This is a genomic window from Algibacter aquimarinus, assembly GCF_039543265.1.
GTDB lineage: Bacteria > Bacteroidota > Bacteroidia > Flavobacteriales > Flavobacteriaceae > Algibacter_B > Algibacter_B aquimarinus.
On record NZ_BAABJK010000002.1, the window covers coordinates 41,716 to 67,931 of the forward strand.

Annotated in this window: 25 protein-coding genes; 10 read left to right on the forward strand and 15 right to left on the reverse strand. The window is 31.2% G+C overall.

Annotation, left to right across the window (positions count from 1 at the left end):
• Position 1 precedes the first annotated feature (1 nt).
• Genes ABD939_RS00195 through ABD939_RS00205 form a run of 3 tightly spaced genes read right to left on the reverse strand, consistent with a single transcriptional unit; the run spans position 2 to position 4,247 of the window.
• A complete protein-coding gene (locus tag ABD939_RS00195) occupies positions 2–1,477 on the reverse strand; it encodes a peptidylprolyl isomerase (protein WP_425550269.1) in 1,476 nt (491 codons plus the stop codon).
• Positions 1,440–2,291 (reverse strand): peptidyl-prolyl cis-trans isomerase, encoded by an 852-nt coding sequence (locus ABD939_RS00200; protein WP_345162949.1) that lies wholly within the window; start codon positions 2,289–2,291, stop codon positions 1,440–1,442. Before ABD939_RS00200 ends, ABD939_RS00195 begins: the two co-directional genes overlap by 38 nt.
• Positions 2,292–4,247, reverse strand: a complete 1,956-nt coding sequence (locus ABD939_RS00205) for a peptidylprolyl isomerase (protein ID WP_345162952.1) — start codon at positions 4,245–4,247, stop codon at positions 2,292–2,294.
• A 143-nt stretch (positions 4,248–4,390) separates the two neighbouring features.
• Between ABD939_RS00205 and ABD939_RS00210 the strand changes: the two genes are divergently transcribed.
• A complete protein-coding gene (locus tag ABD939_RS00210; RefSeq protein WP_345162955.1) occupies positions 4,391–4,627 on the forward strand; it encodes a hypothetical protein in 237 nt (78 codons plus the stop codon).
• A 1-nt stretch (position 4,628) separates the two neighbouring features.
• On the opposite strand, the gene ABD939_RS00215 is transcribed toward ABD939_RS00210, so the two are convergent.
• Both ABD939_RS00215 and ABD939_RS00220 read right to left on the reverse strand, forming a co-directional pair.
• Positions 4,629–5,201: a DUF1684 domain-containing protein gene (locus tag ABD939_RS00215; protein WP_425550272.1), complete on the reverse strand. Its 573-nt coding sequence runs from the start codon at positions 5,199–5,201 to the stop codon at positions 4,629–4,631.
• A gap of 164 nt (positions 5,202–5,365) precedes the next feature.
• Positions 5,366–5,896: a DUF4252 domain-containing protein gene (locus ABD939_RS00220; RefSeq protein ID WP_345162962.1), complete on the reverse strand. Its 531-nt coding sequence runs from the start codon at positions 5,894–5,896 to the stop codon at positions 5,366–5,368.
• 270 nt (positions 5,897–6,166) lie between these two features.
• Between ABD939_RS00220 and ABD939_RS00225 the strand changes: the two genes are divergently transcribed.
• From ABD939_RS00225 to ABD939_RS00235, 3 genes are read left to right on the forward strand one after another with little or no spacing between them, the layout of a single operon-like run.
• Positions 6,167–7,372, forward strand: a complete 1,206-nt coding sequence (locus ABD939_RS00225) for an MDR family MFS transporter (protein WP_345162965.1) — start codon at positions 6,167–6,169, stop codon at positions 7,370–7,372.
• A 9-nt stretch (positions 7,373–7,381) separates the two neighbouring features.
• Positions 7,382–8,344, forward strand: coding sequence for a YpdA family putative bacillithiol disulfide reductase (locus ABD939_RS00230; RefSeq protein ID WP_345162970.1), 963 nt, complete (start codon positions 7,382–7,384; stop codon positions 8,342–8,344).
• Between the two features lie 3 nt (positions 8,345–8,347).
• Positions 8,348–9,085 (forward strand): DJ-1/PfpI family protein, encoded by a 738-nt coding sequence (locus ABD939_RS00235; RefSeq protein ID WP_345162975.1) that lies wholly within the window; start codon positions 8,348–8,350, stop codon positions 9,083–9,085.
• A 4-nt stretch (positions 9,086–9,089) separates the two neighbouring features.
• On the opposite strand, the gene ABD939_RS00240 is transcribed toward ABD939_RS00235, so the two are convergent.
• A complete protein-coding gene (locus ABD939_RS00240) occupies positions 9,090–9,533 on the reverse strand; it encodes an Lrp/AsnC family transcriptional regulator (protein WP_345162978.1) in 444 nt (147 codons plus the stop codon).
• Positions 9,534–9,656: 123 nt separating this feature from the next.
• Here ABD939_RS00240 and ABD939_RS00245 point away from each other — a divergent pair, with 123 nt between their 5' ends.
• Positions 9,657–10,052 carry a hypothetical protein gene (locus tag ABD939_RS00245; protein ID WP_345162983.1) on the forward strand — a complete coding sequence of 132 codons (396 nt, stop codon included), beginning with the start codon at positions 9,657–9,659 and terminating at the stop codon, positions 10,050–10,052.
• A gap of 17 nt (positions 10,053–10,069) precedes the next feature.
• Here the strand turns inward: ABD939_RS00245 and ABD939_RS00250 are convergent, their stop codons facing one another.
• Both ABD939_RS00250 and ABD939_RS00255 read right to left on the reverse strand, forming a co-directional pair.
• Positions 10,070–10,498, reverse strand: coding sequence for a hypothetical protein (locus ABD939_RS00250; RefSeq protein ID WP_345162987.1), 429 nt, complete (start codon positions 10,496–10,498; stop codon positions 10,070–10,072).
• Positions 10,499–10,554: 56 nt separating this feature from the next.
• Entirely contained in the window at positions 10,555–13,995 is a 3,441-nt protein-coding gene (locus ABD939_RS00255; RefSeq protein WP_345162990.1) for a methylmalonyl-CoA mutase family protein, read from the reverse strand.
• A gap of 145 nt (positions 13,996–14,140) precedes the next feature.
• Between ABD939_RS00255 and purU the strand changes: the two genes are divergently transcribed.
• Both purU and ABD939_RS00265 read left to right on the forward strand, forming a co-directional pair.
• Positions 14,141–14,995, forward strand: coding sequence for a formyltetrahydrofolate deformylase (gene purU, locus ABD939_RS00260; RefSeq protein WP_345162994.1), 855 nt, complete (start codon positions 14,141–14,143; stop codon positions 14,993–14,995).
• Positions 14,996–15,128: 133 nt separating this feature from the next.
• Entirely contained in the window at positions 15,129–16,226 is a 1,098-nt protein-coding gene (locus ABD939_RS00265) for an OmpA family protein (protein WP_345162997.1), read from the forward strand.
• 46 nt (positions 16,227–16,272) lie between these two features.
• Here the strand turns inward: ABD939_RS00265 and ABD939_RS00270 are convergent, their stop codons facing one another.
• Positions 16,273–17,406 carry a TlpA family protein disulfide reductase gene (locus tag ABD939_RS00270; protein WP_345163000.1) on the reverse strand — a complete coding sequence of 378 codons (1,134 nt, stop codon included), beginning with the start codon at positions 17,404–17,406 and terminating at the stop codon, positions 16,273–16,275.
• Between the two features lie 74 nt (positions 17,407–17,480).
• Entirely contained in the window at positions 17,481–18,446 is a 966-nt protein-coding gene (locus ABD939_RS00275; protein ID WP_345163004.1) for an MBL fold metallo-hydrolase, read from the reverse strand.
• A gap of 43 nt (positions 18,447–18,489) precedes the next feature.
• Between ABD939_RS00275 and ABD939_RS00280 the strand changes: the two genes are divergently transcribed.
• Both ABD939_RS00280 and ABD939_RS00285 read left to right on the forward strand, forming a co-directional pair.
• Positions 18,490–19,194: a DUF4197 domain-containing protein gene (locus ABD939_RS00280; protein WP_345163007.1), complete on the forward strand. Its 705-nt coding sequence runs from the start codon at positions 18,490–18,492 to the stop codon at positions 19,192–19,194.
• 80 nt (positions 19,195–19,274) lie between these two features.
• Positions 19,275–19,424: a hypothetical protein gene (locus ABD939_RS00285; RefSeq protein WP_345163010.1), complete on the forward strand. Its 150-nt coding sequence runs from the start codon at positions 19,275–19,277 to the stop codon at positions 19,422–19,424.
• Here the strand turns inward: ABD939_RS00285 and pyrF are convergent.
• The 3 genes from pyrF to ABD939_RS00300 form a co-directional block, all read right to left on the reverse strand.
• Complete coding sequence (pyrF, locus tag ABD939_RS00290; RefSeq protein ID WP_345163013.1) at positions 19,417–20,232, reverse strand: orotidine-5'-phosphate decarboxylase; 816 nt, start codon at positions 20,230–20,232, stop codon at positions 19,417–19,419. The genes ABD939_RS00285 and pyrF overlap by 8 nt on opposite strands.
• 10 nt (positions 20,233–20,242) lie before the next feature.
• The gene (prfA, locus tag ABD939_RS00295) at positions 20,243–21,319 is read right to left on the reverse strand and encodes a peptide chain release factor 1 (RefSeq protein WP_345163016.1); all 1,077 of its coding nucleotides are present in this window, start codon (positions 21,317–21,319) and stop codon (positions 20,243–20,245) included.
• Positions 21,320–21,466: 147 nt separating this feature from the next.
• Positions 21,467–21,616, reverse strand: coding sequence for a hypothetical protein (locus ABD939_RS00300; RefSeq protein WP_345163019.1), 150 nt, complete (start codon positions 21,614–21,616; stop codon positions 21,467–21,469).
• A 105-nt stretch (positions 21,617–21,721) separates the two neighbouring features.
• Between ABD939_RS00300 and ABD939_RS00305 the strand changes: the two genes are divergently transcribed.
• Positions 21,722–22,384, forward strand: a complete 663-nt coding sequence (locus ABD939_RS00305) for an ATP-binding cassette domain-containing protein (RefSeq protein ID WP_345163022.1) — start codon at positions 21,722–21,724, stop codon at positions 22,382–22,384.
• Between the two features lie 51 nt (positions 22,385–22,435).
• On the opposite strand, the gene ABD939_RS00310 is transcribed toward ABD939_RS00305, so the two are convergent.
• The gene (locus ABD939_RS00310) at positions 22,436–24,991 is read right to left on the reverse strand and encodes an adenosylcobalamin-dependent ribonucleoside-diphosphate reductase (RefSeq protein ID WP_345163025.1); all 2,556 of its coding nucleotides are present in this window, start codon (positions 24,989–24,991) and stop codon (positions 22,436–22,438) included.
• Positions 24,992–25,185: 194 nt separating this feature from the next.
• Positions 25,186–26,145, reverse strand: coding sequence for a DUF3078 domain-containing protein (locus ABD939_RS00315; RefSeq protein ID WP_345163028.1), 960 nt, complete (start codon positions 26,143–26,145; stop codon positions 25,186–25,188).
• Between the last annotated feature and the right edge of the window lie 71 nt (positions 26,146–26,216).

A 26,216-nucleotide genomic window follows, 5' to 3' on the forward strand; every position in this document is an offset into this window, starting at 1 on the left:
ATTATTTTTTTAACCAGTTACCAGAAAACGCGCAATCTCTATATTCACCACTAACTTTTATATAAGTATCCAATATTTTCTCTTCTTGCCACTTTTCTATAGTTTTGATCCTTTTTTCGTTTAAGGCCAACTCCTTAATCTTTAAATAATCTCTTGCATAGTCTGCCTCATGGTCTTCAATTCTATCTGTAACCATTAAAATTTTAAACTTTTTATTCCCAGTTCTATCTTGCTCGGTTTGTATTAAACTAACCTCTCCATCTTTTAAATTCTGAATTTGAGCGTACAATTCTGTATCCATTCTTGTTAACTCGAAATTATAATCTTGTGTTTGAGGATTAATTAATTGTCCGCCATCATTTCGAGTTTCTTTTTGATCACTGGCTTCTCTGGCAGCATCTGCAAAAGAGATATCTCCGCTTACTATGCGCTCTCTAACTTTACTTAATCTTTCAACAGCTTCTTTTTCAGCTTCTACAGAAACTTTAGGTTTTAAAAGCACATGACTTACATCATATTGCTGACCTCTAATTTTTTGTAAATGGATAATATGGAAACCAAATTCGGTCTCAAAAGGCTCTGATATTTGCCCTTCCTGAAGTGAAAAAGCAATTTGCCTAAACTCTTTAACCATTCTTGGTTTCTTTCTATCGAGGGTATATTTATAACCTGATTGTTTTAAACCTGGATCTTCTCCATAAAGAACTACTTTAGACCGAAAACTTGCACCATTTTCTTCAACATCAGCTTTAAAACTTTTTAATCTATCTATTACTTTCTGTTTTTCCTCTTCAGAAACTTTTGGTTCAGCAACAATTTGAGCAACCTTTAATTCTGTTCCAAATCTTGGTCGTTCATCTTTTGGTATTTTATCAAAAAACGTTCTTACCTCTTCAGGTGTTACCTCTAGTTCTTCAACAATATTTGCCTGCATTTTTTGTGCAAGCTGATTGCTCTTATTAATTTCGAACATTTCTTCTCTAAAACTTTGCTCATCTTCTTTGTTATAGATTCGGAGGAGTCTTTCCATAGAGCCATTTACTTGTTGTAAAAACTGTTGAATTTGGTAATCTACATTCTGACGAATTTCAGCATCAGAAACCAATATACTGTCTTGTATAGCATGGTGGGCATATAATTTGTCTTCTAAAAGTTTGCCAAATAAATCACATCTTTCTATATCTTTTACATTTACACCCTGGGCTTCTAATTGTAAGTAGGTTTTATCTACATCTGATTCTAAAACAATAAAATCGCCGATAACTGCTGTAACACCATCAACTTTTCTGGCTTTAAATGTGTTAACAGAATCTAGTTTTTTTATAAACTGCTCGCTTAAACTATCTGCTTTTACTTCTTTAGTTTCTTCAATTATTTCTTGGGCAGAACATACGTTTACAACCAGCATTGTTATAACAAAAAGCAATGGCTGCTTAAAATTAATTGTAAATTTCAAATTCTTTATTTTTAATAGCATCTTTAGTAATGTCTTTTTCTAATTTCCTGATAAGTTCTAGTTTTCGTTTATTAACAACAATTTGATTTATTGTTGGCTTAACGTATTCTAGCGGTGCTGTTTCATTTCTTAATAAAACGTCATTAATTTGCATCAAATATACTCCTAATGAATCTTTGAGTTGTACAAAATTAGATTTTTTTAACAGTTCATTTTTATTTTCATTAGTTACAGCTGGAATTTTATTAATAACTTGATTTAATTTTATCCAAATAGAATCATTTAAAGAGTATGACCTAAACTGAATTGAAATGGAATCTAAAACTTTTTTATCCTCGTTATTAAAACGCTTAAACCTTTCTTCAATATTTTTAAAGTCGATTATATTTTCATCAACATTAATGTATCTAAACTTCAATAACTCCTCATTAAGTTTAAATGCTTCTTTGTTATAAGTATAATATTCCTCAATTTCTTCAGTACTTACCAAGGTGTCAATACTTCTTTTTACTAATGCTTCTATATATGCCTTAGTATATAAATCATTCTTATATTGATTTACCAGCTTATTAAAAGCCTCTTGTTTATTTTCACTTAAATTAAGTAAGGCGCCGTCAAGAAAAAGCTGCTGAGTTGCCCACCTATTAATAAAATTTTGAACCAACTGTGTGCTATCTTCATCAGACATGTCTTCTGAAACAAGTGCTTCAATATCTTCTTGATACAAATAAGCATTGTTAACACGTGCCACAGGAATGCGATTGTCTTTTTTATTAAAAAACTGACACGACACAGCTATTAAAAACAATAAAAAAATGAGGGATTTGTAACGCACTTATTTATTTTTGATTTGAGATTTAACTTTAACTAAAACATCATCATTAACTACTACTTTATACTTTTCATGTAGCTCTTTAAGCCATTTTTCCTCTTTATAATTTTGGTAGTCGGAAATAATTGCTCCTTTAGCCTCTTCAAATGTCTTTTGAGTTTTTGGTAAAACATCATTCACTTTTACAACTACAAAGGCACTATTATGATTGTAAATTTTAGAAATTCCTTTTTTAAATTTAAAATTATCTGGAATGGCTTGATGATTAGCATCCATCATATCTTTAGTAAAAATAACCTGAACATCGTCATTACTATTTACTAGACGTTTTATTTCATCTAATGGCATATTCTCTTCAAGCAATTTCGATACTTTTTTTAATGTTTTTTGTTTGCTAGACGACGCTACAACCGCATCTATTCTTTTAGGAGTTATATAATTACCTTTATTAGTTTCATAATAGTTTTTAATTTCAGTAGAATCGGTTTTAGAAGCATTCCAAATGGTACTTTCCATTAAATCGAACAACAACAGTCCTTCTCTATATTCACTTAGAATATATGAGAAATCTTCGCTTTCGTTTTCTAAATTATCTTCCTTATACTCTAATAATTTAGTATTTAAAAATGTTTCAAACTTTTCTAAAACTATATTTTTAAAAGAATTTGACGACTTACTATTACGTTGTGTTTTTAAGAGGTAATCTGCAAATTGCTTATATGAATAAGGTGTTTGCTCTATCTTAAAAAAAGTATTTTCATTTTTAAAATTATCTGGTAAGCTCCATTTTCCTTCTAAATAATCTTTATTTAAAATTGAAGCAAAATAATCTAAATCTTTATCCTCAATTTCGATATTGTATTGATTTCTAAGTTTACTAGTAAGCGCGTCATCAATCAATTTTGATCTAGAGTCTCTTTTTATTTTTTCTTGTAATTCAGCTTTCATTTCTTCAAATGGAGGAATTGGCTTTTTACCATATAATTTTATAATATGCCATCCATATTGTGTTTGAAAAGGCTTAGAAATATCACCTATATTTTCTAAACCAAATGCTACATTTTCAAATTCTTGTGCACTTATTTGTCCGCTAGAAAACGGTGACAACTTTCCGCCTTTTGAGGCAGAACTTTTATCATCAGAAAATTGTTTAGCCAAAGCCTCAAAATCTTCTCCCTGATTTAATTTTTTATAAATATCCTGAATTCTATTTTCAGGTTTTTCTGCTAACGAATCACCCTCTTTTTTAATCACCATAATATGAGCAACTGTTCGCTCTCCTCTAGATTTACGTTTATCTTGAACGTTAATTATGTGGTATCCAAATCGTGTTCTAAAAGGTTGAGAAATTGTTCCTACAGGTGTTTTAAAGGCAACATTCTCGAATTTATAAACCATTTTAAAACCTGAAAAATAACCTAACTCCTCTCCGTATATAGTTTGCCCGTTGTGTACTTCTTTTCTAACTACATCAAACCCTTCTTTTAAAGCGCGTTCTCTTAATTTTAAAATATCGTTATACGCTAATAGTGTATCTTCTGGGTTAGCATTTTCTAAAACTTTAATTAATATATGATTGGCTTTAACATCGTACGACATTCTATCATAAGCCTCTTCAACTAAAGCATCAGTTACTTTAGTATCTGTCATAAAACCTTTTGCGAGTTGCTTTTTGTAATTATTTAGCTCTCTTTTATAAGAGGCCTTTTCATGAAGTCCTAAAGCCTTTGCTTCTTTTAATTTTAATTTATAATTGGTAAACAGCGTTAAATATTCATCAATATCCTTCTGAGATTCATCTTGTACCAAGTCTAAATTCTTATTATAAACTCTTATAAACTCTGAGGTATAAACAGGCTCATCATCAACCGAGAAAAGAATTTCTTTTTGGTTGGCTTGTGCTTGAATGTTGAAAACAAAAAAAGAAATAAATACTATTAAAAAAAACTTTAATTTCATTGGATTAAAAATTATGAGACGGCTACAAAAATACTAATATAAACCTATATTGCAAGTTGCTTTAACAAACGATTAAAAAGTAAAAATATTACCCTATTTAATTATATGTTTTTTATCTTTAAATAGCTTGACAGAATACTAATATGAGGAAACTAAAACTTATTTGGGATTTTCGTGGTCCCGATGCTTTAAAGATAGCTGAACATCATGAAATTCATTTAAAAGATTATATCTCTATTCAAAAACTAGATATAAAAATAACGGGTACAGAGAAGATAAACGATATGCACGTTGTGGCTTTTTTAGTAGTTGATGAGCGTGACATGAAACCTATACGAGATGCCTTAAAACCTCATAGAGGACAGGTATACGCAGAATAAATTAATGCTTATCAAAAGCCTTAACACCTGCTTCTATTCTGGTTTTTAAGTAGTTTTTTCTAGGTACTATAGGGCAGGAATATTTATCATTATAAGCACAATATGGATTATAAGCCTCATTAAAGTCTATAATCATAGTATTTCCTTTTGGAATTCTTGCATCCACATAGCGTCCACCACCATAACTTTCTAATCCGTTGGTTTCGTCTAGGAAAGGTAGAAACAGATAATCTTCGTATCCTTCTTTTTCAATTAAACCTTGGTTTTGGTATATGTTTAATTTGAAGGATTCTCCTTTTAAATTGAAGGTTAACTCGCCATACTTTACATAAATTGGTCGGCGGCTTGTTGTTGTTTTCATTTTAAAAGATTTTTCATTTGGTGTTCTTTTAAAATTTGCTGTTACCACATAAGTAGAATCGAATTTAAAAAAATCTAAACCTTCGAAGTTTTTTCTATCTTTTTCTTTTAAAGGCGATTTGCTGGCATCTTTATAGTCTGCATTAATTTCTTTTTGAAATTCGGTTTCGCCTTGTATTGGCCGTTTTTTTTGTGCACAACTTGTAGAAACCATAACCAATATAAGTAATACTGAAAAGAGCCCTTTGCTTATTGTTGGCTGAGTTGCTCGCGTTAGGGATTGAACGGTATGTTTGAAATCCCCGACGCAGGAGGGATTGAGTAGTGAAAGCCCGACCCCTTGTGGGTAACGCCCAAATAATTTTTTAGTTAGTTTTCTCATTTATTTACTGGGTTAAAAGATGGGTTTAGATTGGTTTGATACATCTGTAATAAATCGTTTGAAAAGGCATCAAACGTTTCTTCATTAGCAAATGATTTAATTTTTTCTGGATCGAAATTTCCTTGGAGGTAATAGGCTGTGGTTTCGGTTTCTGTGCTGGCAAAAATTATTACATCTGTAACTACTACTCCAACCTCGCCAACTGAAATTATTCGGGTATTGGTTACATCGTTTTTTCTAAAAACATCTGTAAAACCGTTTTTAGTTACAGCATTCATTTCTGTGATAAGACTCTGGCGCTTAAATGTATTTATGTTTTCAAACTTTATGTATTTAAAATCTGAAATGTTGCCAATAGCATGTTTCACCTGGGGTGAAATATTACTTAAAACGGCTTTCATGAAATTAGGCACTTGAAAGGATGTTACGCCCAAGTCTGCCTTATGATTATTATAGAAACTTTGAAAGCTGCTTCCGCATGAAAACACCATAAAACATAGGCTTAATACAATTATTATTTTCTTCATTTTAAAAAAATTTCATCTCAAAAATACAACTTACGATTATTTTATCTAGCTTTGACAAATCAAAATAAACAAAAATGCGTAATAACGTCACTATTTATAGAAAGCAATGGACCTCTTGTTTAAAGACAAGTTGTTGGGCTATTTATTTATTGTGGTGATATAATATAAAATATTACAATATTAAAAAGTCCGACTTCGCAGTCGGACTTTTTTTTTGAAAAAAAATCAAATTAATTATCAAGTATGTAGAAAACTGAACAACTAGAACTCATGAAAACTTTATTCAACAATTACCTAAACACATTCAAAGGATTATCAAAAGAAGTTTGGTGGCTAGCTTTAATTACACTTATTAATAGAGCAGGAACCATGGTTATTCCTTTTTTATCATTATATCTTACCGAAGATTTACAATTTACCCCAAGTAATGTTGGTACTATAATGATGTGTTTTGGTTTAGGGTCTGTTGCTGGCTCATGGCTTGGTGGAAAATTAACTGATACCATTGGTTATTATAAGGTTATGGTAAGAAGCTTGTTAAGTACTGGCGTGCTGTTTATAGCTCTACAATTTTTGAATACTTTTTATACAATTTGCTTAGGTATATTTTTAGTAATGCTAGTTGCTGATATGTTTCGTCCTGCAATGTTTGTAGCGTTAAGTGCTTATAGCAAACCAGAAAATAAAACTCGAAGCGTAACACTTATTCGTTTAGCTATAAATCTTGGTTTTTCTGCAGGTCCTGCTATTGGTGGATTAATTATTGCAACAATGGGTTATGGCTATTTATTTTGGGTTGATGGCATTACATGTATATTAGCAACTGTAGTTTTATTCATGGTTTTAAACCCTAAGAAATCTAAAATTTTAGATGATATTGTTGTTACTAATCCAGACTCTGCTTACAAAGACAAGGCGTTTACTATATTTTTAGTAGCTATGTTTTTATTCGGCGTTATATTTTTGCAATATTTCTCTACAATGCCTTTGTATTATAGAGAAGCGCATATTTTGACTGAGTTTGAAATAGGATTACTTCTGGGTGCAAATGGTTTTATTATTTTCCTATTAGAAATGCCTCTTATAAAATGGTTAGAAAACAGTAGATTTTCTAAAACAGAACTTATGCTTTTTGGAGCAATACTTACTACAGCTAGTTTTATTGTTTTAAATATTACTACCTGGTCTGGTATTTTAATTATAGGTATGTTTTTAATGACTATTGGAGAAATGATAGCCTTTCCGTTTTCAAATGCCTTTGCTATGGAACGTGCTAAAAAGGGAAATCAAGGTGAATATATGGCATTGTATTCCATCGCTTTCTCAATGGCTCATATTTTTGGACACAAGGCTGGTTTACAAATGGTTGATGATTGGGGTTTTGATAATACTTGGTATACAATAACACTTATAGGCGGTTTTTGTGTAATTTTATTACTTATTTTAAAAGCACACTTAAATATAAAGCGTAGTTAGATTAAAAAAATGATAGACGTAATAATTATTGGAGGCGGACCAATTGGAATAGCTTGCGCATTGGAATGTAAAAAACGTAATTGGAATTATCTAATTATTGAAAAGGGAGCACTTACCAACTCCCTTTTTAATTACCCAAAAAATATGACATTTTTTTCAACTTCTGAAAAATTAGAAATTGATGATATTCCATTTATCAGTAATAACCCAAAACCTAGTCGAGATGAAGCCTTAGAGTACTACAGGCGTGTTGCAACCTCAAACCAAATCAACATAAATTTGTTTGAGACCGCTGAGATTTTAAAAAAGACCAATGATTTTTTTCTTGTTGAAACTAATAAATCAACTTACAACACAAAAAAAATAGTTTTAGCAACTGGTTTTTACGACATTCCAAACCTATTATACGTACCTGGAGAGAATTTACCCAAAGTAACTCATTATTATAAAGAAGCCCACCCATATAGCATGCAAGAAATTGCTGTTGTTGGAGCAAGTAATTCATCCGTTGATGCCGCACTAGAAATTTATAGAAAAGGTGGCAATGTAACGATGATTATTCGCGGAGAACAAATTGGTAAACGCGTTAAATATTGGGTAAGACCAGATGTAATTAATCGTATTGAAGAGGGCAGTATAAAAGCCTATTTTAATTCTGAAATTACAGAAATAACAGAAACCGAAATAACTTTTAAATCTCCAGATGGCATAAAAACGATTTCTAATAATTTTGTAATTGCACTTACTGGTTACAAACCAAATTTCGATTTACTAAATCAATTGGGTATCACACTTTCAATGGACGATAAAAAATTACCTCAATACAATCCTGAAACTATGGAAAGTAATGTTAAAGGTGTTTATCTTGCTGGTGTAATTTGTGGAGGCATGGAAACACACAAATGGTTTATAGAAAATAGTAGAATTCATGCTAAAAGGATTGCTGAGCATATTGAAAACGCATTAGTTTAAGTTATGAAATATTTATTATTCACTTTGGTTTTAAGTATATTATTTAACTGTAATCCGGTAAAAAAAGAAGAAAACAAAAACCTAAAAACACAAAAACAATTCCCAAAGTTAGATTCAAATAGATATAATGTTGGTTTTTTAATTATGGATGGTGTTTATAACACAGAATTAACAGCGCCTTTTGATATTTTTCAACACACTATTTTTAGAGATAGTATTAAAGCGATGAATGTTTTTACGGTTGCAAATACTGATGAGGCAATAACTACTTTTGAGGGCATGCGTATTTTGCCAGATTTTAATTATTTAAAAGATAAAACTCCAAAAATAGACATCCTTGTTATTCCCAGTGCAGAACATCATTTAGACACTGATTTAGAGGATGAGACCATGATTAATTTTGTACAAAAAGTTGATAAAGACGCGCTTTTTATTACGTCACATTGTGATGGGGCTTTTGTTTTAGCAAAAGCTGAATTATTAAATGGTGTGGTTTCAACAACTTTTCCGAGCGATATTGATAAAATGAAAACTACATTTCCTGAATTAGATATTAGGGAAAATGTTTTATTTGTTCATGATGGTAAATACATAACATCTGCAGGAGGTGCAAAAAGTTTTGAAGCAGCATTGTATTTATGTGAATATTTATACGGAAAAAAAATTGCTGAAGATTTGGCAAAAGGTTTAGTTATAGATTGGAATCTGAATGATGTTCCGCACCTAATAATAAAAAAATAACACTTTACTTTATTGGAATCACTTCCTTCTGTTTAACAACATTAGATAAAACAATTTGGGTTTTAGATTCTCCATAGGTAATTAACTGGTCTATAAAAGTTTCAAGATGTTTATGATTTTTTAAAACAACTTCTAATACAATGTTTTCATCACCTGTAATTCGGTAGCAATTAATAACCTCTTCAAATGTTTTAACTTTTTCTAAAAATGGTTTTAGTTTCCCCATAAAAGCCCGCAATGTAATGATTGCCTTTAACTGATATCCAATTTCAAAAGGAGACACAATGGTTTTATAACCTTCTATAATACCAAGGTCTTCCATTTTTTTAATGCGTTCTGAAACAGCTGGAGAACTTATACCAACTTGTCTGCCTATTTCGGCATTAGATAGTCTTGCATTTTGCTGCAAAAACTTTAATATTTTACTGTTAATCGAATCTAATATCATTTTAATGAAAATTAACTTAAAATAATTAAAATCTAAAGCAAATATACATTTTTACTTTAAAACCTAAAGATGAATCTCGTTTCTAGTGAGTAATTTTGATAAAATTGCTTATAGAATTAGATCATGTTACAGAATACCCCACCAAACCTATCGGAATTACCGGTTTACCAAAAAGCCCTAGAGATATTTGCCTTGTCGCAAAACATTTCTACTTACATAAGCCATGATATATCTAACTTAAAATCAGATGGTTCTGAAGATAATAACATTTACTTCTCTGGTGATATTGTTCAACAATCTGTATCATTAGTACCAGAAATTGTTAATGCAGAACTAGAACGCTATTCTGAAAGAAAGTATAAACATTTAGCATCGCTTAAAAGGCTTACCAATAAACTCTATAAAAATTCATACAGACTAGAAAAATCTAATAGTAATGGTAAAGATTTTTTACCTATTCTACGAAGTGAATTAAAAAAGTTTAAAAAATTACAGAGCAGCTGGATGCTTACCTTATAATCTGTAATCTATATTAATTATATTTTTTTAAATTTTTGTCCACAACCTTCAATACACAAATACCAAAGTATTAGGTTACCACTTGATGGTAAATCAAAATAAATTTTAGTTTCGCTAAAATCGCAATTATCTGGTGTTATACAACCATCGTTTTGTATATCTGTATTATTACTACTTGTTTTTTTGAACGTCCCCATAGATTCATCTCCGGTTTCTGTACTCATAAAACATAACTCGCCATTAACTTTTACTGTTCCGTCATTAAAAAACTCAATTACTCTATCACTTGTAACTGTTTGAAAAGTGCCACTTCCATCACCTGGATCTACCAACTGCTCTATCAATTTCCATTTGCCAATTAAAACATTATCTCCATTTGTGTTACCATCATCTGAAGTACAGTTTATCAAAAATAAAGCTAAAAGAAATACACAAGCCTTCTTCATTTTATGTATCAATTTACAAGTTTCTTAATAGATACTGAATATTAAAAATGGTTGCGTTACATATTTCTACGGTACTGCCCTCCTACTTCAAATAATGCTTTAGTTATTTGACCTAATGAGCATACTTTACAAACTTCCATTAAAGCTTCAAAAATATTTTCATTATTTATAGCTGTTTCTTGCAAGCTTTTTAAAACCGAATCTGTATCACTAGCTTTATGTAGATTTTGAAGTGTTTTTATTTGAAATTCTTTTTCTTCCTCAGTCGCTCTTATAACCTCAGCAGGCAAAACTGTTGGAGAACCTTTGCTACTTAAAAATGTATTTACACCTATTATGGAGAAATCACCATTATGTTTAAGTGTTTCATAATATAAACTTTCTTCTTGTATTTTGGAACGCTGATACATGGTTTCCATAGCTCCTAAAACACCACCGCGTTCTGTAATTCTATCAAATTCAATTAAAACAGCTTCTTCAACCAAATCTGTTAATTCTTCAATAATAAAAGACCCTTGAATTGGGTTTTCATTTTTAGCTAAACCTAATTCTTTGTTTATGATTAGCTGAATTGCCATTGCACGACGAACAGATTCTTCGGTTGGTGTAGTTATGGCCTCGTCGTAAGCATTGGTGTGCAATGAGTTACAATTATCATAAATGGCGTAAAGTGCTTGTAAAGTTGTACGAATATCGTTAAAATCAATTTCCTGAGCGTGTAAACTACGACCCGACGTTTGAATATGGTATTTAAGCATTTGTGCTCGAGAATTAGCACCATATTTAAGCTTCATAGCTTTTGCCCATATTTTTCTAGCAACACGGCCAATAACAGCATATTCAGGATCGATTCCATTGGAAAAGAAAAACGATAAGTTTGGACCAAATTTGTTAATATCCATACCTCTACTTAAATAATATTCTACGTAAGTAAAACCATTTGATAACGTTAACGCCAACTGCGTGATTGGATTAGCACCGGCTTCAGCAATATGGTACCCAGAAATTGATACTGAATAAAAATTACGAACGTTGTTATGAATAAAATATTCTTGCACATCACCCATTAAACGTAAAGCAAATTCTGTAGAAAAGATACATGTATTTTGCGCTTGGTCTTCTTTTAAAATATCTGCTTGAACAGTACCCCTAACTTGAGCAATTGTTTTTGTTTTAATATTTTGATAAACGTCTTTAGGTAAAACTTGGTCGCCTGTTACTCCCAAAAGCATTAAGCCCAAACCATCATTACCTTGAGGTAATTCAGCATTGTATTTAGGCCGTTCTTTATCTTTATAAAGTTTTAAAATTTTAGCTTCAATCTCTTTTTCTAAACCATTTTCTTTTATATAAATCTCGCATTGTTGGTCAATTGCTGCATTCATAAAAAAACCAAGAAGCATTGGTGCAGGTCCATTTATAGTCAGACTCACAGAAGTCATTACATCTGCTAAATTAAAACCTGAATAGAGTTTTTTAGCATCATCTAAACAACAAATTGAAACACCTGCATTACCTATTTTCCCATAAATATCTGGTCGGTAATCTGGGTCGTTACCATAGAGTGTTACGCTATCAAAAGCAGTTGACAAACGCTTTGCTGGTAAACCGGCGCTTACATAATGAAATCTTTTGTTGGTTCGCTCTGGACCACCTTCTCCTGCAAACATTCTTGCAGGATCTTCACCAGTTCTTTTAAAAGGATACAAACCTGAAGCAAATGGAAATTCGCCTGGAACGTTTTCCTTTAAACACCATTTTAAAATATCTCCCCATGCTTGATACTTTGGTAATGCTACTTTTGGAATTTGAGTGTGGGATAACGATTCTGTATGAGTTTCAATTTTTATCTCTTTATCTCTTACTTTAAAAGTATAAATTGGATTTTTATATTGGTTTAATTTATCGTCCCAACCTATAATTGTTTCCCAGTTATGTGGGTCTAAATTTAGTTTTACACGATCGAATTCTTTTAACAACAATCCTAGAAATTCTTTACTGCTTTCATCATTAATTTGATTTAAAACTTCATCTTCATTTAAACCTAATTTCCCTACAAAAGACTTCTCAATTTTACTCGATGTAACATTTGAAACAGATATGATAGTTTTAAAAATACCATAAAGCTTTTGCGCAACCTCAACTTGATCATTACATCGTTTATCATAATGTCTGTTATTTTCTGAAATTTCAGATAAATAACGTGTTCTATTTGGTGGAATGATAAAAATCTTTTCGCTCATTTCAGTTGAAATATGGAAATTAGATTTTAAATCTGCATTTGTTTTTTCTTCTAATTTATCCATTATCGCCTTGTAAAGCGTATTCATTCCTGGGTCGTTAAACTGTGATGCAATTGTTCCAAAAACAGGTAATTGGTCTTGAGGAATATCCCATAAATTATTATTACGCATGTACTGTTTTTTCACATCGCGTAAGGCATCTAACGATCCACGTTTATCAAACTTGTTAATAGCAACCAAATCTGCAAAATCAAGCATATCAATCTTTTCAAGTTGGGTTGCTGCTCCAAATTCTGGAGTCATAACATACAAAGACACATCGCTATGCTCGATAATTTCGGTATCAGACTGTCCAATTCCAGAAGTCTCTAAAACAATTAAATCAAACTCCGCCGCTTTTAAAACTTCAATGGCTTCATTTACATGTTTCGACAACGCTAAGTTGGATTGTCTTGTAGCCAAACTGCGCATGTAAACTCTAGAATTATTTATGGCGTTCATTCTAATTCTATCTCCTAAAAGCGCACCTCCTGTTTTTCGTTTGGATGGGTCTACAGAAATAATTCCAATCGTTTTTTCTGGAAAATCTAATAAGAATCTTCGAACTAACTCATCAACTAAACTTGATTTTCCTGCACCTCCAGTTCCAGTAATTCCTAAAACAGGTGTTTTTGAAGCCTTATTTTTTTCATGTATTTTATTTAGAATAGGATTTGCTATTTCTCTAAAATTTTCAGCTGATGAAATAACTCGTGCAATATCTTTTGAGTTTTTATTAGGCAAGCTGTTTATATTAACATCTAATGAATCTCCTATGGCAAAATCTGATTTTTCAACTAAATCATTAATCATACCTTGTAATCCCATTTCACGTCCATCATCTGGAGAATAAATACGTGAAATTCCATAATCCATAAGTTCTTTAATTTCAGAAGGTAAAATAACACCTCCGCCTCCACCAAATATTTTTATATGCTCTGCTCCTCGTTCTTTTAGCAAATCAAACATATACTTAAAATACTCGTTATGCCCACCTTGATATGATGTTAAACAAATTGCATTTACATCTTCTTGAATGGCTGTGTTTACAACTTCTTCCACACTTCTATCATGCCCTAAATGAATAACCTCTACACCCGTTGCTTGAATAATTCTTCGCATAATGTTAATAGACGCATCATGTCCATCAAATAATGATGCAGCCGTTACTATTCTAACCTTATGCTTGGGTTTGTATGGCAAAATTTGTTTCATCAATAAAAAAATATCAAAATTAGATACGCAATTTACGAAATATTCAAAAAAATATTCGATTTACACATGATTATCTAAAATTAAAATCAAGCTTAACACATCAATTTTTTTTAAACTAATTTTAAGCCGAATTAAAGTAAATTACATGAACAAGATTACGCTTCTAATTAATTGTAAAGACCAATCAAATATTATTGCTACAGTAACAAATTTTGTAGCAATAAATGGTGGAAATATTATTTATTTGGATCAGCATGTAGACACCGAACAGGATATCTTTTTCATGAGATTAGAAAGCGAGTTTATTTCTAGTAGCTTTTCTACTGATAAATTCAAGTCTAGTTTTAAGAAGGAAATAGCTGGAAAAATTGAAATGAAATGGCGTATTTATTCTTCTGAAACAAAGCCCAGAATGGCATTATTTATTTCTAAATATGACCATTGTTTATACGATTTGTTGGGTAGATACAATTCGGGAGAATTAAATCTAGAAATACCATTTATAGTAAGTAATCATGTTGATTTAAAAACGATTGCTGATAATTTTAACATACCTTTTTATCATATACCTGTTACTAAGGAAACTAAAAGTGAGGCTGAAGACAAACAATTAGAACTACTTGAAAAACACAACATAGATTTTATAGTTTTGGCAAGATATATGCAAATTGTGTCCAGTAAATTAATAAGTAAATATCCTAATAAAATTATTAATATCCATCACTCTTTTTTACCTGCTTTTGTTGGTGCAAAACCTTATCATTCAGCATTTAAACGCGGTGTAAAAATTATTGGCGCGACTAGCCATTATGTAACCGAAGAATTAGATGCGGGGCCTATTATAGAACAAGATGTTGCTCATGTAACGCACACATACTCTATAAAAGATTTAATTGCAAAAGGTAGAGATCTTGAAAAAATTGTACTTGCAAATGCTGTAAAACTTCATGCTAATAGAAAAGTCATGGTTTACAACAACAAAACGGTTATTTTCTCCTAATAATTCTTCTTGTAATATCTGATTAAAACTCATTTTTTTTTAAAATTAACAAGTGTTAATGTGACTCGCTATTTTTATCTGTGTCACAACAGAGAATAAAAATTATAATCCATTAACTAAATTTTAAAGTATTATGAAAACAAATCTATTTTTATGTCTAATTGTCATTTTTAGTTCTGGAGCATTACAAGCTCAGAATTTGCCATCTAATCCAGAACCTGGCAAATGTTACGTAAAATGTATTACAAAAGATGAATTTAAAGACGTACAAGAAACCATTGAAGTATATCCAGCTTATTCAAAGTTAGAAGTAATTCCTGCAACATATAAAACTGTTGAGGAGCGAGTATTAGTTAAAGAAGCTTCTAAAAAATTAGTATATGTACCTGCTGTTTACGAAACGGTAGAGGTATCATATATAAAAAAGGAAAGTAGAAATGATTTAAAAATTAGCCCTGCTACTTTTGGATCAAACTCCAGAACTTTTGAGGTTTATCCAGAAACATCTGGATGGGAATACAAAGAAACAGCATGTGACTCTCCTAATAAAGAAGATTGTATGGTAGCATGCTTTGTTGGATATCCTGCTCAGTTTAGAGATGTAAGTTTTACAACTTTAGCAAAAGATGCAACTGTTAACAATGTACCTGTTCCAGAAGTAGGAACAACTTACAAAAAACGTGTTATAAAAACACCTGCTAGAATGGATGAAATTGAAATTCCAGCGCAATACACAACAATAACACGTCAAGTTTTAGCCACTCCTGCTTCAACAAGAACTGTTACTATTCCTGCCAAATCTCAAACAGTAACAAGAACTGTTTTAGCTAAAAAAGGTGGTATTACAACTTGGGAAGAAGTTGATTGTGGTTTATTAAATGCTAATGTTTTACCAATATTTTACGAATTAGGTAGTGCACGTATTACACCAGCTTCAAAGAAAATAATTGATGAAACTTTACTACCGTTATTAAAAAACAAGCCTGTTAATATTGAATTAATGTCTCATACAGATTCTAGAGGTAATGATGATTTCAACATGTCTTTATCTCAACAACGCGCAAACTCAGTAGTTAACTATTTAGTATCTAAAGGAATTTCTAGAAGCAGATTATCGGCTAAAGGATATGGGGAATCTAGATTGGTAAACCGTTGTGCTAATGGCGTTGAGTGTTCTGAATCTCAACATCAGAAAAACAGAAGAACAGAATTTAGAGTAATTAATAATTAATAGCACCTAAGAATTAATTATAATTGCTTTATTGAAAGGCGCCTTTTTAAGGCGTCTTTTTTATTATGGTATATTTTGGATAAACCATTGATTTCTTTTCAACTTTAATACCATAATTATCAAGAAAATTAGCGACCATTAAATCAAAGTATTTATAATGTAAATACCAATCATTACTTGAATTTTTATCTAAAATTTCAGCATCATTTTCAATTACAATAGGTGTTTTAAGTAATGAGGATAATTTATATTTAATATCGTTAAACGACACATTATCTGCCTTAATATCAGAATCTCCAACTAAAAAATTTGGAGTATCATTTCCCCAGTCTATTTGTTTATTGTCCCACAGTTTAGCTTTCTCAATATTAAATGTAATTACTTCTCCTTTAATGTAATTAAAAGATTCTTTAAGTTTAAATGCCTTATAAATTGCTCTTTTCATTTTATTATGGGCATAATAATCATACTTAAAAGTCATTTTGTAAATCTCATTGAGTTTTGAAGATAGTTCTATTTGGTTTGTGTTTACAGAATTAACATAAGCTAAAATTTGTTTGAGTGTACCTTTAAGTTCAAGAAAGCCTGCTCTCTTTTCAATTTTTAGTTCATCAATATAAATATTAGTTAACTTAGAATACTGAAAATCCTTTTTAGGCAACTTTTCTCTATTAGATGTACGACTGACTTTTTTATAAGCTTCATATTTAAACATGTTTTTTAAATAAGCCTCTTCATTATTTTTTATCAAAAACTCTTTAATATGATGCCCTTTTAATTCTGCTGGGTGTCCTTCCCAAATTTTATCACCTTTGGCGTTTATTAACACACCATAAGGCAAACTAACAACACCATATTTGGCAAATGTTTCTCCTTCATAATCCATAGATACAGCCAAACCGGTTTGGTGTTTTGTCATGAATCGCTTAACAACATCAGGACTCTCTTGACTCAACGATATAATATAGAAGTCATTAGGATATTGAGCCTGTAACGAGTTTAAATACTTTGAAACAGTAATACACGGCCCACACCAAGTCGCCCAAAAATCTATGAAAAATAGTTTACTTTTGGTATCATCAACTATTTTTGAATCTTGAATAATTTCTGAAAGGTGTATTTGTCCAAAAGAAAATATTGGCACAAGTAAAAATAGAATCAAATTTCTTTTAAAAACCATGAGTTAAAGTGCTTATGCTAATACATAACAATTATTGTGCTAAAATAGTATTTTAATAAAAAACTTATTTAATATTAATACAAATCGAAAACTGCACCCTCTTTAGCAAAATTAAATCCTAGGTTCTGTATACTATCTCTTAATGGATGGTTATCTCTTATAGTAGGATTTGAATGATTGAAATGAATAAAATAAATTTTATTTTTTGTAGCTACACTTTCATTCTCAAATAAACTGGTAGTCTCAGTAGTAAAAGGATGCGGAATTTTACTCATATCTCTATCAAGCTCGCCATTTCTAAAAAAGGAAGCATCTAAAAATGCATAATCTACTTTTTTAACCTCATCAATAATGCTTCGCTCCCACTTTTCCCATTTGTCTATATCTGGAATAAAAAGTGCCGATTTGCTTTTGCCTTCAATTTTATAACCTACAGTTTCAGAAAACTCATCTCTGTGCGGCACTAATAAAGGTGTCACTTTTAAATCTTTATTTACATGCATAATTGAATCATTCTGCAAAGGCTTAATATCAATATTTTTAAAACTCGTCAATTGGCTCCATGGTCCATTATTCTCAAGATAATCCTTCATTCTTGGCATAGCATAAACCGGAATTTCATTGCTTCCTAAAGCTTCAAAACCTAAATACATTAAACCTGTGTAATGCCCAATATGAGCGTGAGTTAAAAAAACACCATTAATTATCTGATTATTATCTAAATACTTAGATTTTAATATTTGTGTTTGTTCAGTAAAATCAGGCGTGGCATCAAAAATATATTTTTCCTCGTTATCTAAATCTATTAAACCTAAACAGGAAACTAGTTTTTTGCTCTCGTTTCCGTCATAAAAGGCTTTACAACAATCGTTTTTGCAATTTATTTGAGGATATCCAGCATCTTGAGCAATACCTAAAACCGTAATAAATTGTCTGGATTTAAATGGCAAATTACTGTCTACCTTATTCTTTGTTTGTTTATCATGGCAACTAAAGAAAATCAAAAAAAGAACTAAACTGTTTATTCTAAAAGGTTTCATAAGTAATATATATCTTTGCCTAAGATATAAAACCCAATTTATTATGATACGTAAACTTTTAATCTTTTTTCTTGTTATTAACCTAACAGCTTGTGCAGAACTACAACAAGTTGTTAATCAATTACCGCAAAGTGGTCCTATTGGTAATACTGAAATCGCATCAGGGTTACGACAAGCATTAGATTTTGGTATCGATAAACAAGTAACTAAACTAACCCAAACCGATGGTTTTTTTAAAAATGAATTAGTTAAAATTTTATTACCAGAAGAGTTACGAAAAGTAGACAAAGCACTGAGAGATATTGGACTTAGTAGTCTTGCAGATGAAGGTTTAAAAGTACTAAATAGAGCTGCTGAAGATGCTGTAAAAGAAGCCACACCTATTTTTGTTGACGCTGTTAAAGGCATAACGTTTGCCGATGCAAAAAATATTTTACTTGGTAATGATGATGCTGCAACCCAGTATTTAACAAGTAAAACCAATACTGCTTTATATAATAAATTTAACCCTGTTATTAAAAATTCGTTTAGTAAAGTTGGTGCAGACCAAATTTGGAATAACCTAATTAACAAATACAACGGATTACCATTTACAAATAATGTAAATCCAGACTTAACAGATTATGTTACAGGAGAAGCTTTAAAAGGTGTTTACACGATGATAGCTGTTGAAGAAAAGGAAATAAGAACAAAAATAGGTTCTAGAACTACAGATTTATTAAGAAAAGTTTTTGCTTTGCAGGATTAAAAATTTTATCAATTCTTTAACATTCCAATAACATCTAAATTAAGGACTTACGCGTAATTTAGGTATAAAAAGAATGTTATATGAGTCCACATTTCTGTAAAGTTGGAAAAATAAAGCCCAACGTAAGTAAATTGATTAGTTTAAAAGAGTTAGAAAGCAAAATTGCAAACTTTGTTGATGATGTTAGCAAAATTGATTTACCTGATGGTTTTAAAACTGCCTCTATTTAGTTAAAATAGTTTGCATTTCTTTTTGTAACTCTTCAGCTTTTGAAGCTGCTGCTTGTGCAAAATCTTCATTTGAAGATGCATAGATAATACCTCTAGAGGAATTAATTAGCAAACCTATTTGACTATTCATACCAAATTTACAAACGTCTTGTAAGCTACCACCTTGCGCACCGACACCCGGAACTAGTAAAAAACTATCAGGAATAATAGTTCTAATATCTGCTAGATATTCAGCCTTTGTTGCGCCCACTACATACATTAATTTTTCAGAATTTTTCCAAGATTTTGAAGTTTCTAAAACCTGTTTATAAACTTCTTTTCCTTCAATTTCTTTAGTTTGAAAATCGAACGCGCCTTGGTTTGATGTTAGTGCCAAAAGAATGGTATGTTTGTTTTTAAACGCTAAAAAAGGCTCCACTGAATCTTTTCCCATGTATGGCGCTACTGTAACAGAGTCAAAAGCTAAGTCTTCAAAAAATGCTTTGGCATACATGGTACTCGTATTACCAATATCTCCACGTTTAGCATCAGCGATTGTATATATTTCTGGATGATTTTCGTTTAAATAATTAATTGTTTTTTCAAGAGCCTGCCAACCTTTTATACCATAAGCCTCATAAAACGCTGTATTAGGTTTGTAAGCAACACAAAGATGATTAGTAGCATCAATAATTGCTTTGTTAAAAGCAAAAATAGGATCGTCCTCTTTTAAAAGATGTTTTGGAATTTTATTTAAATCGACATCCAATCCAATACATAGAAAGGAATTCTTTTTTCTAATTTCGGTTACAAGTTGGTTTGTTGTCATTTAGAGTATTTTAAATAACATCATCACTAGCTTTTAACTTCTCCGTATTTTCAGCTAATTGTAGTTCATCAATTATTTTTTGAATATCACCATTTACAATATTACTTAAGTCATAAAGTGTTAATCCAATTCTGTGGTCGGTTACACGCCCTTGCGGATAATTATAAGTTCTAATTTTAGCACTTCTATCTCCTGAAGTAACCATGGTGCCTCTAAGCGCAGCATCCTCTTCCATTTTTTTGGCTAATTCCAAATCATAAAGACGCGAGCGTAGTACCTTAAAAGCTTTTTCCTTGTTTTTATGTTGAGACTTCTGATCTTGACATTGAGCCACCAAACCTGTTGGTTCGTGAGTTAATCTAACCGCAGAATATGTTGTATTTACTGATTGACCTCCTGGTCCAGATGAACAGAAAAAATCTATTCTAACATCTTTCGGGTTTATTTCTACATCAAATTCTTCAGCTTCAGGAAACACCATAACCGTTGCTGCACTGGTATGCACACGACCTTGAGTTTCAGTTTGTGGTACACGTTGTACACGGTGTACACCAGCTTCAAATTTTAAAGTTCCGTAAACTTCTTCACCAGAAACTTCAAACTGAATTTCTTTAAAACCACCATTAGTCCCTTCACTAAAATCTACCGTATCTACTCGCCATCCTCTTCCTTCGCAATATTTCGTGTACATTCTAAATAAATCTCCAGCAAAAATACTAGCTTCATCACCTCCTGTTCCGGCTCTTAATTCTACAACAGCATTTTTAGAATCCTCTGGGTCTTTAGGAATTAATAAAACCTTTATTTCTTCTTCAAGCTTTGGTATTCCTTCCTTAGCCTCATCATATTGCATTTTGGCCATTTCAACCATTTCAGGATCACTTCCATCAGAAATTATTTCTTCAGCTTCTTTTAAATTATTAGTAAGTTCTATATATAATTCCCGCTTATCCATAAGAATTCGCAAGTCTTTATATTCTCTATTTAGTGCAACATATCGTTTTTGATCTGTAATAATATCGGGTTGAATTATTAAATCACTAACCTCATCAAAACGCTGTTTTACAATCTGTAATTTCTCTAACATCTGCCTTTTTTGTTGGAAACCAAAAATACGATAATTTATGAATTTGCAATAGCTTTAAGACATTGTAATAATTCGATTTTGAAAATATTTATTCATTTACTTCGTTATTTACAATAACATGCAACAATTATCATCCATATTCTTTTTTTACAGACCATTCATTTTATGGTCGTTTGGTGTGAATATATTTCTATCTGTTATTGGGTTCACACTTTTTCCAATATGTTTTGCTAAGGTATTTTTAACTATTTTTTTGTGGTATATTTTAAGCGAAACAACAGCTAAAAGAAAACTCATTTTCTATAAAAACTTAGGGATTTCCACATTTAAATTATTTTCATTTTTATATATTATTGACCTATTTTTAAGCATTCCTTTTCTTTTAGTTCTTAAAGAGTTTGTATGATTTTTGAAATAGATAACGTTGAACTTTACTTTAAAGAGAAACGAATTTTAAACGGTATTTACCTAAAAGCTGAAACTGGAGAAGTTACAGGGATTCTTGGAAGTAATGGCTGCGGAAAAAGTTGCCTATTAAACATAGCTTTTGGAAATTTAAAACCTAAATACAAACTTATTAGAATTGATGGTAAACCCATTTTAAAACCTTTATACCTAACAAATTTAGCTTCTTATTTACCGCAGTATAATTTTATTCCGAACGGATTAAAACTAAAATCTGCTTTTAATCTTTTCAAGGTGTCTTGGGATGATTTCATTACAGTTTTTGATGACTTTTCCATTTATAAAAATTTAAAAATCAATAAATTATCTGGTGGTGAACGACGTATTATTGAAACGTATCTTGTTTTAATGAGTAATAAGAAAATTATATTTCTAGACGAACCCTTTTCTCATATAACACCTTTACATATTGAGAAAATAAAAGCTTTAATTTCTGAAGAAAAGAAACACAAAACCATAATAATTACAGACCATATGTATCGGCATATTATAGACATATCTGATGCTATATGTTTAATAAAGAACGGAAGCACCAAACTCATTAACAACTTAAAAGAACTTGAAGACTATAAGTATTTAAGTGTTGGTGGTTTAGATTAAAATAAAAAAGAGAGCTTTTAAGCTCTCTTTTTTAACAACTTACTTTTTTGGTTATCCACACTTTGAAGATCCGCAGTCTTTACAAGTTAAGCACCCTTCTTGATAAATTAAATTTTCAGATTTACAATTATCACAGGCTTGTCCTTTAGCTTTAGTGCCATCTTCTACATAGCGCTTTAAAGCTCTACCAACTCCGTTTTTCCAAGTGTTAATAGATTCACTATCTAACTGTAAACTATTTATTAAATCTACAATTTTGTCAATTGGCATACCATGGCGAAGTGTACTAGAAATTAGCTTTGCATAATTCCAAAATTCAGGATTAAATTTATGTGATAAACCTTCAATGGTTGTTTTGTAACCTCTCGTATTTTTATATTGAAAATCGTATCGCGAGGCACCATCCAGATTTCTGTTTTTAATTATTAAGCCAGAATTAACCCAACGCGGAATTAAAATCCCGTCTTCGTCATCTGCTAAACCAGTAAAAATCTCATAAGGTTTCCCTTCTATCAAACCAATAAAAGCAATCCATTTCTCCTTGCTATTTTGAAAACGTACAACATCTGCTTCTAAAATTTGAGGTCGTTTTTTTGGAAATGTGGTTAATTTATCATCTGCGGTGTCTTCCTTTTTTTCTTCGTTTGAAATTAAGACGCCTGAACGCGAACCATCCCTATATACCGTAACTCCTTTGCATCCTACCTCCCATGCTTTTAAATAAAGTTCACCAACTAATTCTTCAGACACATCATTTGGTAAATTTATAGTTACACTAATGGAATGATCTACCCATTTTTGAATAGCGCCTTGCATGCTCACTTTACTTAACCAATCTACGTCGTTAGATGTTGCTTTATAATAAGGTGATTGTTTAATTAAATCATTTATTTCTTCTTGAGAAAAATTTCTAGCAGTATCAATGTTATTAACTTCCATCCATTGTTTAAATTTATGATGAAATACAACATATTCTTCCCATGAATCTCCTACTTCGTCAACAAAATCAACACGAGCAGATTTATCGTTAGGATTTACTTTTCGTCTTCTTTTATAAACAGGCATAAAAACAGGTTCGATACCCGATGTGGTTTGTGTCATTAAACTTGTAGTTCCTGTTGGCGCAATAGTTAAAAGTGCTATGTTACGTCTACCATATTCAAGCATTTCGTAATATAATTTACTGTCTACTTCTTTTAAGCGTTGAATAAATGGGTTGTTCTTTTCTCGCTCTGCATCAAAAATTGAAAACGCTCCACGCTCTTTAGCCAAATGTACAGAAGCACGATACGCTTCAATAGCTATTGTTTTATGTACTTCCAAAGAAAAAGCATTACCTGCTTCACTACCATATTGAATTCCTAATCCCGCAAGCATGTCTCCTTCGGCTGTTATTCCAACACCAGTTCTTCGACCTTCTTCAGCTTTCTTTTTTATGTTAAGCCATAAGTTTCTCTCAGTAGATTTTACTTCATCTAATTCAGGGTCTGCTTCAATTTTATTTAGAATTTTATCAATTTTTTCAAGTTCTAAATCAATAATATCGTCCATGATGCGCTGCGCTACTTGAACATGTTTCTTGAATAATTTAAAATCAAATTTCGCCTTTTTTGTAAACGGATTTTCTACATAGGAAAACAAATTAATTGCCAAAAGTCTGCAAGAATCATAAGGACACAAAGGGATTTCGCCACACGGGTTTGTTGAAACAGTTTTGTAACCTAAATCAGCGTAACAATCAGGAACAGAATCGTTAATAATAGTATCCCAAAATAAAATTCCAGGTTCGGCTGATTTCCATGCGTTATGTACTATTTTTTTCCAAAGTGAATTCGCATCAATAGATTTTGAAACTTTCGGGTTTGGGCTAAAAATAGGATACTTTTGAGTGTACTCTGTTTTATGCTTCACAGCCTTCATAAAATTATCATCAATTCTCACTGAAACATTGGCACCAGTAACTTTGCCTTGCTCTAATTTTGCATTAATAAAATCCTCAGAATCTGGATGATTAATAGAAACAGATAACATTAAAGCACCACGTCTTCCGTCCTGTGCGACCTCTCTGGTAGAATTAGAATAACGCTCCATAAATGGCACAAGTCCTGTAGAAGTTAGTGCAGAATTTTTTACTGCCGACCCTTTTGGGCGAATATGTGATAAATCATGACCTACACCACCTCTGCGCTTCATAAGCTGAACTTGCTCTTGGTCTATTTTCATAATACCACCGTAAGAGTCTGAATCTCCAGAATTACCAATAACAAAGCAATTTGACAGCGAACCTATTTGAAACGGATTTCCAATACCTGCCATTGGACTACCCTGTGGAACAATATATTTGAAGTTTTTAATGAAACCAAAAATCTCTTCTTCTGAAAATGGATTTGCATATTTAGATTCTATACGAGCAATTTCTTTAGCAATACGCTTATGCATATCATCAGGTGTAAGTTCGTAAATATGGCCTTCCGAATCTTTAAGAGCATATTTATTTAACCAAACTCTTGCTGCTAAATCATCATTATTAAAATAAGCTAGTGAAGCTTCAAAAGCTTCTTCCTGTGTGTAAGTTTTTGAGGGTCTTGGGGTTACTTCGGTATTCATGAATAGTGTTGATTTTAAGTTTTTTTTTGGATTATTTAATAACGACATAAATAAACAAAAAAAATTAAACTTAAAACATGACATCTATCATAAAGTTTACAAGTAAAATTAACCAAAATACTAGTAATCAGTATTTTAAAAATTTATCAACATAAAAAAGTTAACAAATTATTTCTATTAGCAAGAATATGATTTTAAAAATCTACAGCAAAACCAACACCTAAAAATTGCTTCCATTGCATTTTAGCTCCAGCCTCATCAAACTCACCTTCAACCTCTGATGGTTTTTGTGTTTTCACATCGTCATCATAACGAATATGAGAACCCAAAGTAGCTCGAATAAAACTATTAACTTTAAAATCGAAATCTATTCTCCAATCTAAATCTACATTACCAAAATTATTTATATAATCTGAATATAAACTAACACGATGTTTCATGTTAACGTTTTCAGCTACTTCCATTTCGTAGCTGTTTGTCATGAGAATACCTACCTCATTTCTAATACGCTCACCCGGCGTAATTACATTACCTTCATCATCTAAAACAGCTGGCTCTACACCAAAAGAACCTGCATTTGCCAATTCTTCATCGAAAACAAAGGTTGCTTTCAACGTTATTGGCGAAAAATAAAATGCCAAACGCTCTATTTTTTTTCCATATTCCATACCACCTCCAAAAAACAAATACCCAGGCGCCATAAATCTAGATATTGGGTTGTCTGTATTCGGATATTTAAAACCATTTGTTAACTGGGTTCTGAAATTAAACTTGGCAGAATAAAACCAATTTGATGTTTTACTAGGATTATAACCAATATCTGAGTTTAATTCGAATAAATCATCTGTTTTTCGAGTTTCTCTAGCTTCTTGTTTATTGATACCATAACGAATTGACGCATTATTTCGCCAATTAAAATACTTATCCTTGTAATTGGCAGAAGATTGAAAACCAACAAGACCAGATATAGAATTTGTACCACCGGAATTCCAGTTTGTGAAAGATACTTGACTTAAATCTACTGTTGCTTTATTTTTTTGAACCCATTGCGGACCGTCATAGGCTTTCTTTTTTGCTTTCAAAAAAAGAGAATCGGGTTGGGCACTAATTAATTGTAAGCATAAAAAAGTGAGGGATAAAAATATTTTTTTCATGGTTAGTGATTAGATTATTTTAAATCATGAATCTTATCAAAAATTATTCCGTTTTAACTAATTTGATGAGA

Excerpts from the sequence above, each read along its gene's own strand:
- ABD939_RS00275 (WP_345163004.1), bottom strand. The coding sequence starts at position 18,446 with ATGAAACCTTTTAGAATAAACAGTTTAGTTCTTTTTTTGATTTTCTTT.
- ABD939_RS00215 (WP_425550272.1), bottom strand. The coding sequence starts at position 5,201 with ATGGTTTCTACAAGTTGTGCACAAAAAAAACGGCCAATACAAGGCGAA.
- ABD939_RS00220 (WP_345162962.1), bottom strand. The coding sequence starts at position 5,896 with ATGAAGAAAATAATAATTGTATTAAGCCTATGTTTTATGGTGTTTTCA.
- ABD939_RS00270 (WP_345163000.1), bottom strand. The coding sequence starts at position 17,406 with ATGGTTTTTAAAAGAAATTTGATTCTATTTTTACTTGTGCCAATATTT.
- ABD939_RS00265 (WP_345162997.1), top strand. The coding sequence starts at position 15,129 with ATGAAAACAAATCTATTTTTATGTCTAATTGTCATTTTTAGTTCTGGA.
- ABD939_RS00195 (WP_425550269.1), bottom strand. The coding sequence starts at position 1,477 with ATGCTATTAAAAATAAAGAATTTGAAATTTACAATTAATTTTAAGCAG.
- ABD939_RS00225 (WP_345162965.1), top strand. The coding sequence starts at position 6,167 with ATGAAAACTTTATTCAACAATTACCTAAACACATTCAAAGGATTATCA.
- ABD939_RS00235 (WP_345162975.1), top strand. The coding sequence starts at position 8,348 with ATGAAATATTTATTATTCACTTTGGTTTTAAGTATATTATTTAACTGT.
- ABD939_RS00210 (WP_345162955.1), top strand. The coding sequence starts at position 4,391 with ATGAGGAAACTAAAACTTATTTGGGATTTTCGTGGTCCCGATGCTTTA.
- pyrF (WP_345163013.1), bottom strand. The coding sequence starts at position 20,232 with ATGACAACAAACCAACTTGTAACCGAAATTAGAAAAAAGAATTCCTTT.
- prfA (WP_345163016.1), bottom strand. The coding sequence starts at position 21,319 with ATGTTAGAGAAATTACAGATTGTAAAACAGCGTTTTGATGAGGTTAGT.
- ABD939_RS00250 (WP_345162987.1), bottom strand. The coding sequence starts at position 10,498 with ATGAAGAAGGCTTGTGTATTTCTTTTAGCTTTATTTTTGATAAACTGT.
- ABD939_RS00285 (WP_345163010.1), top strand. The coding sequence starts at position 19,275 with ATGAGTCCACATTTCTGTAAAGTTGGAAAAATAAAGCCCAACGTAAGT.
- ABD939_RS00280 (WP_345163007.1), top strand. The coding sequence starts at position 18,490 with ATGATACGTAAACTTTTAATCTTTTTTCTTGTTATTAACCTAACAGCT.
- ABD939_RS00315 (WP_345163028.1), bottom strand. The coding sequence starts at position 26,145 with ATGAAAAAAATATTTTTATCCCTCACTTTTTTATGCTTACAATTAATT.
- ABD939_RS00310 (WP_345163025.1), bottom strand. The coding sequence starts at position 24,991 with ATGAATACCGAAGTAACCCCAAGACCCTCAAAAACTTACACACAGGAA.
- ABD939_RS00240 (WP_345162978.1), bottom strand. The coding sequence starts at position 9,533 with ATGATATTAGATTCGATTAACAGTAAAATATTAAAGTTTTTGCAGCAA.
- ABD939_RS00300 (WP_345163019.1), bottom strand. The coding sequence starts at position 21,616 with ATGAGTTTTCTTTTAGCTGTTGTTTCGCTTAAAATATACCACAAAAAA.
- ABD939_RS00255 (WP_345162990.1), bottom strand. The coding sequence starts at position 13,995 with ATGAAACAAATTTTGCCATACAAACCCAAGCATAAGGTTAGAATAGTA.
- ABD939_RS00245 (WP_345162983.1), top strand. The coding sequence starts at position 9,657 with ATGTTACAGAATACCCCACCAAACCTATCGGAATTACCGGTTTACCAA.
- ABD939_RS00230 (WP_345162970.1), top strand. The coding sequence starts at position 7,382 with ATGATAGACGTAATAATTATTGGAGGCGGACCAATTGGAATAGCTTGC.
- ABD939_RS00205 (WP_345162952.1), bottom strand. The coding sequence starts at position 4,247 with ATGAAATTAAAGTTTTTTTTAATAGTATTTATTTCTTTTTTTGTTTTC.
- ABD939_RS00305 (WP_345163022.1), top strand. The coding sequence starts at position 21,722 with ATGATTTTTGAAATAGATAACGTTGAACTTTACTTTAAAGAGAAACGA.
- purU (WP_345162994.1), top strand. The coding sequence starts at position 14,141 with ATGAACAAGATTACGCTTCTAATTAATTGTAAAGACCAATCAAATATT.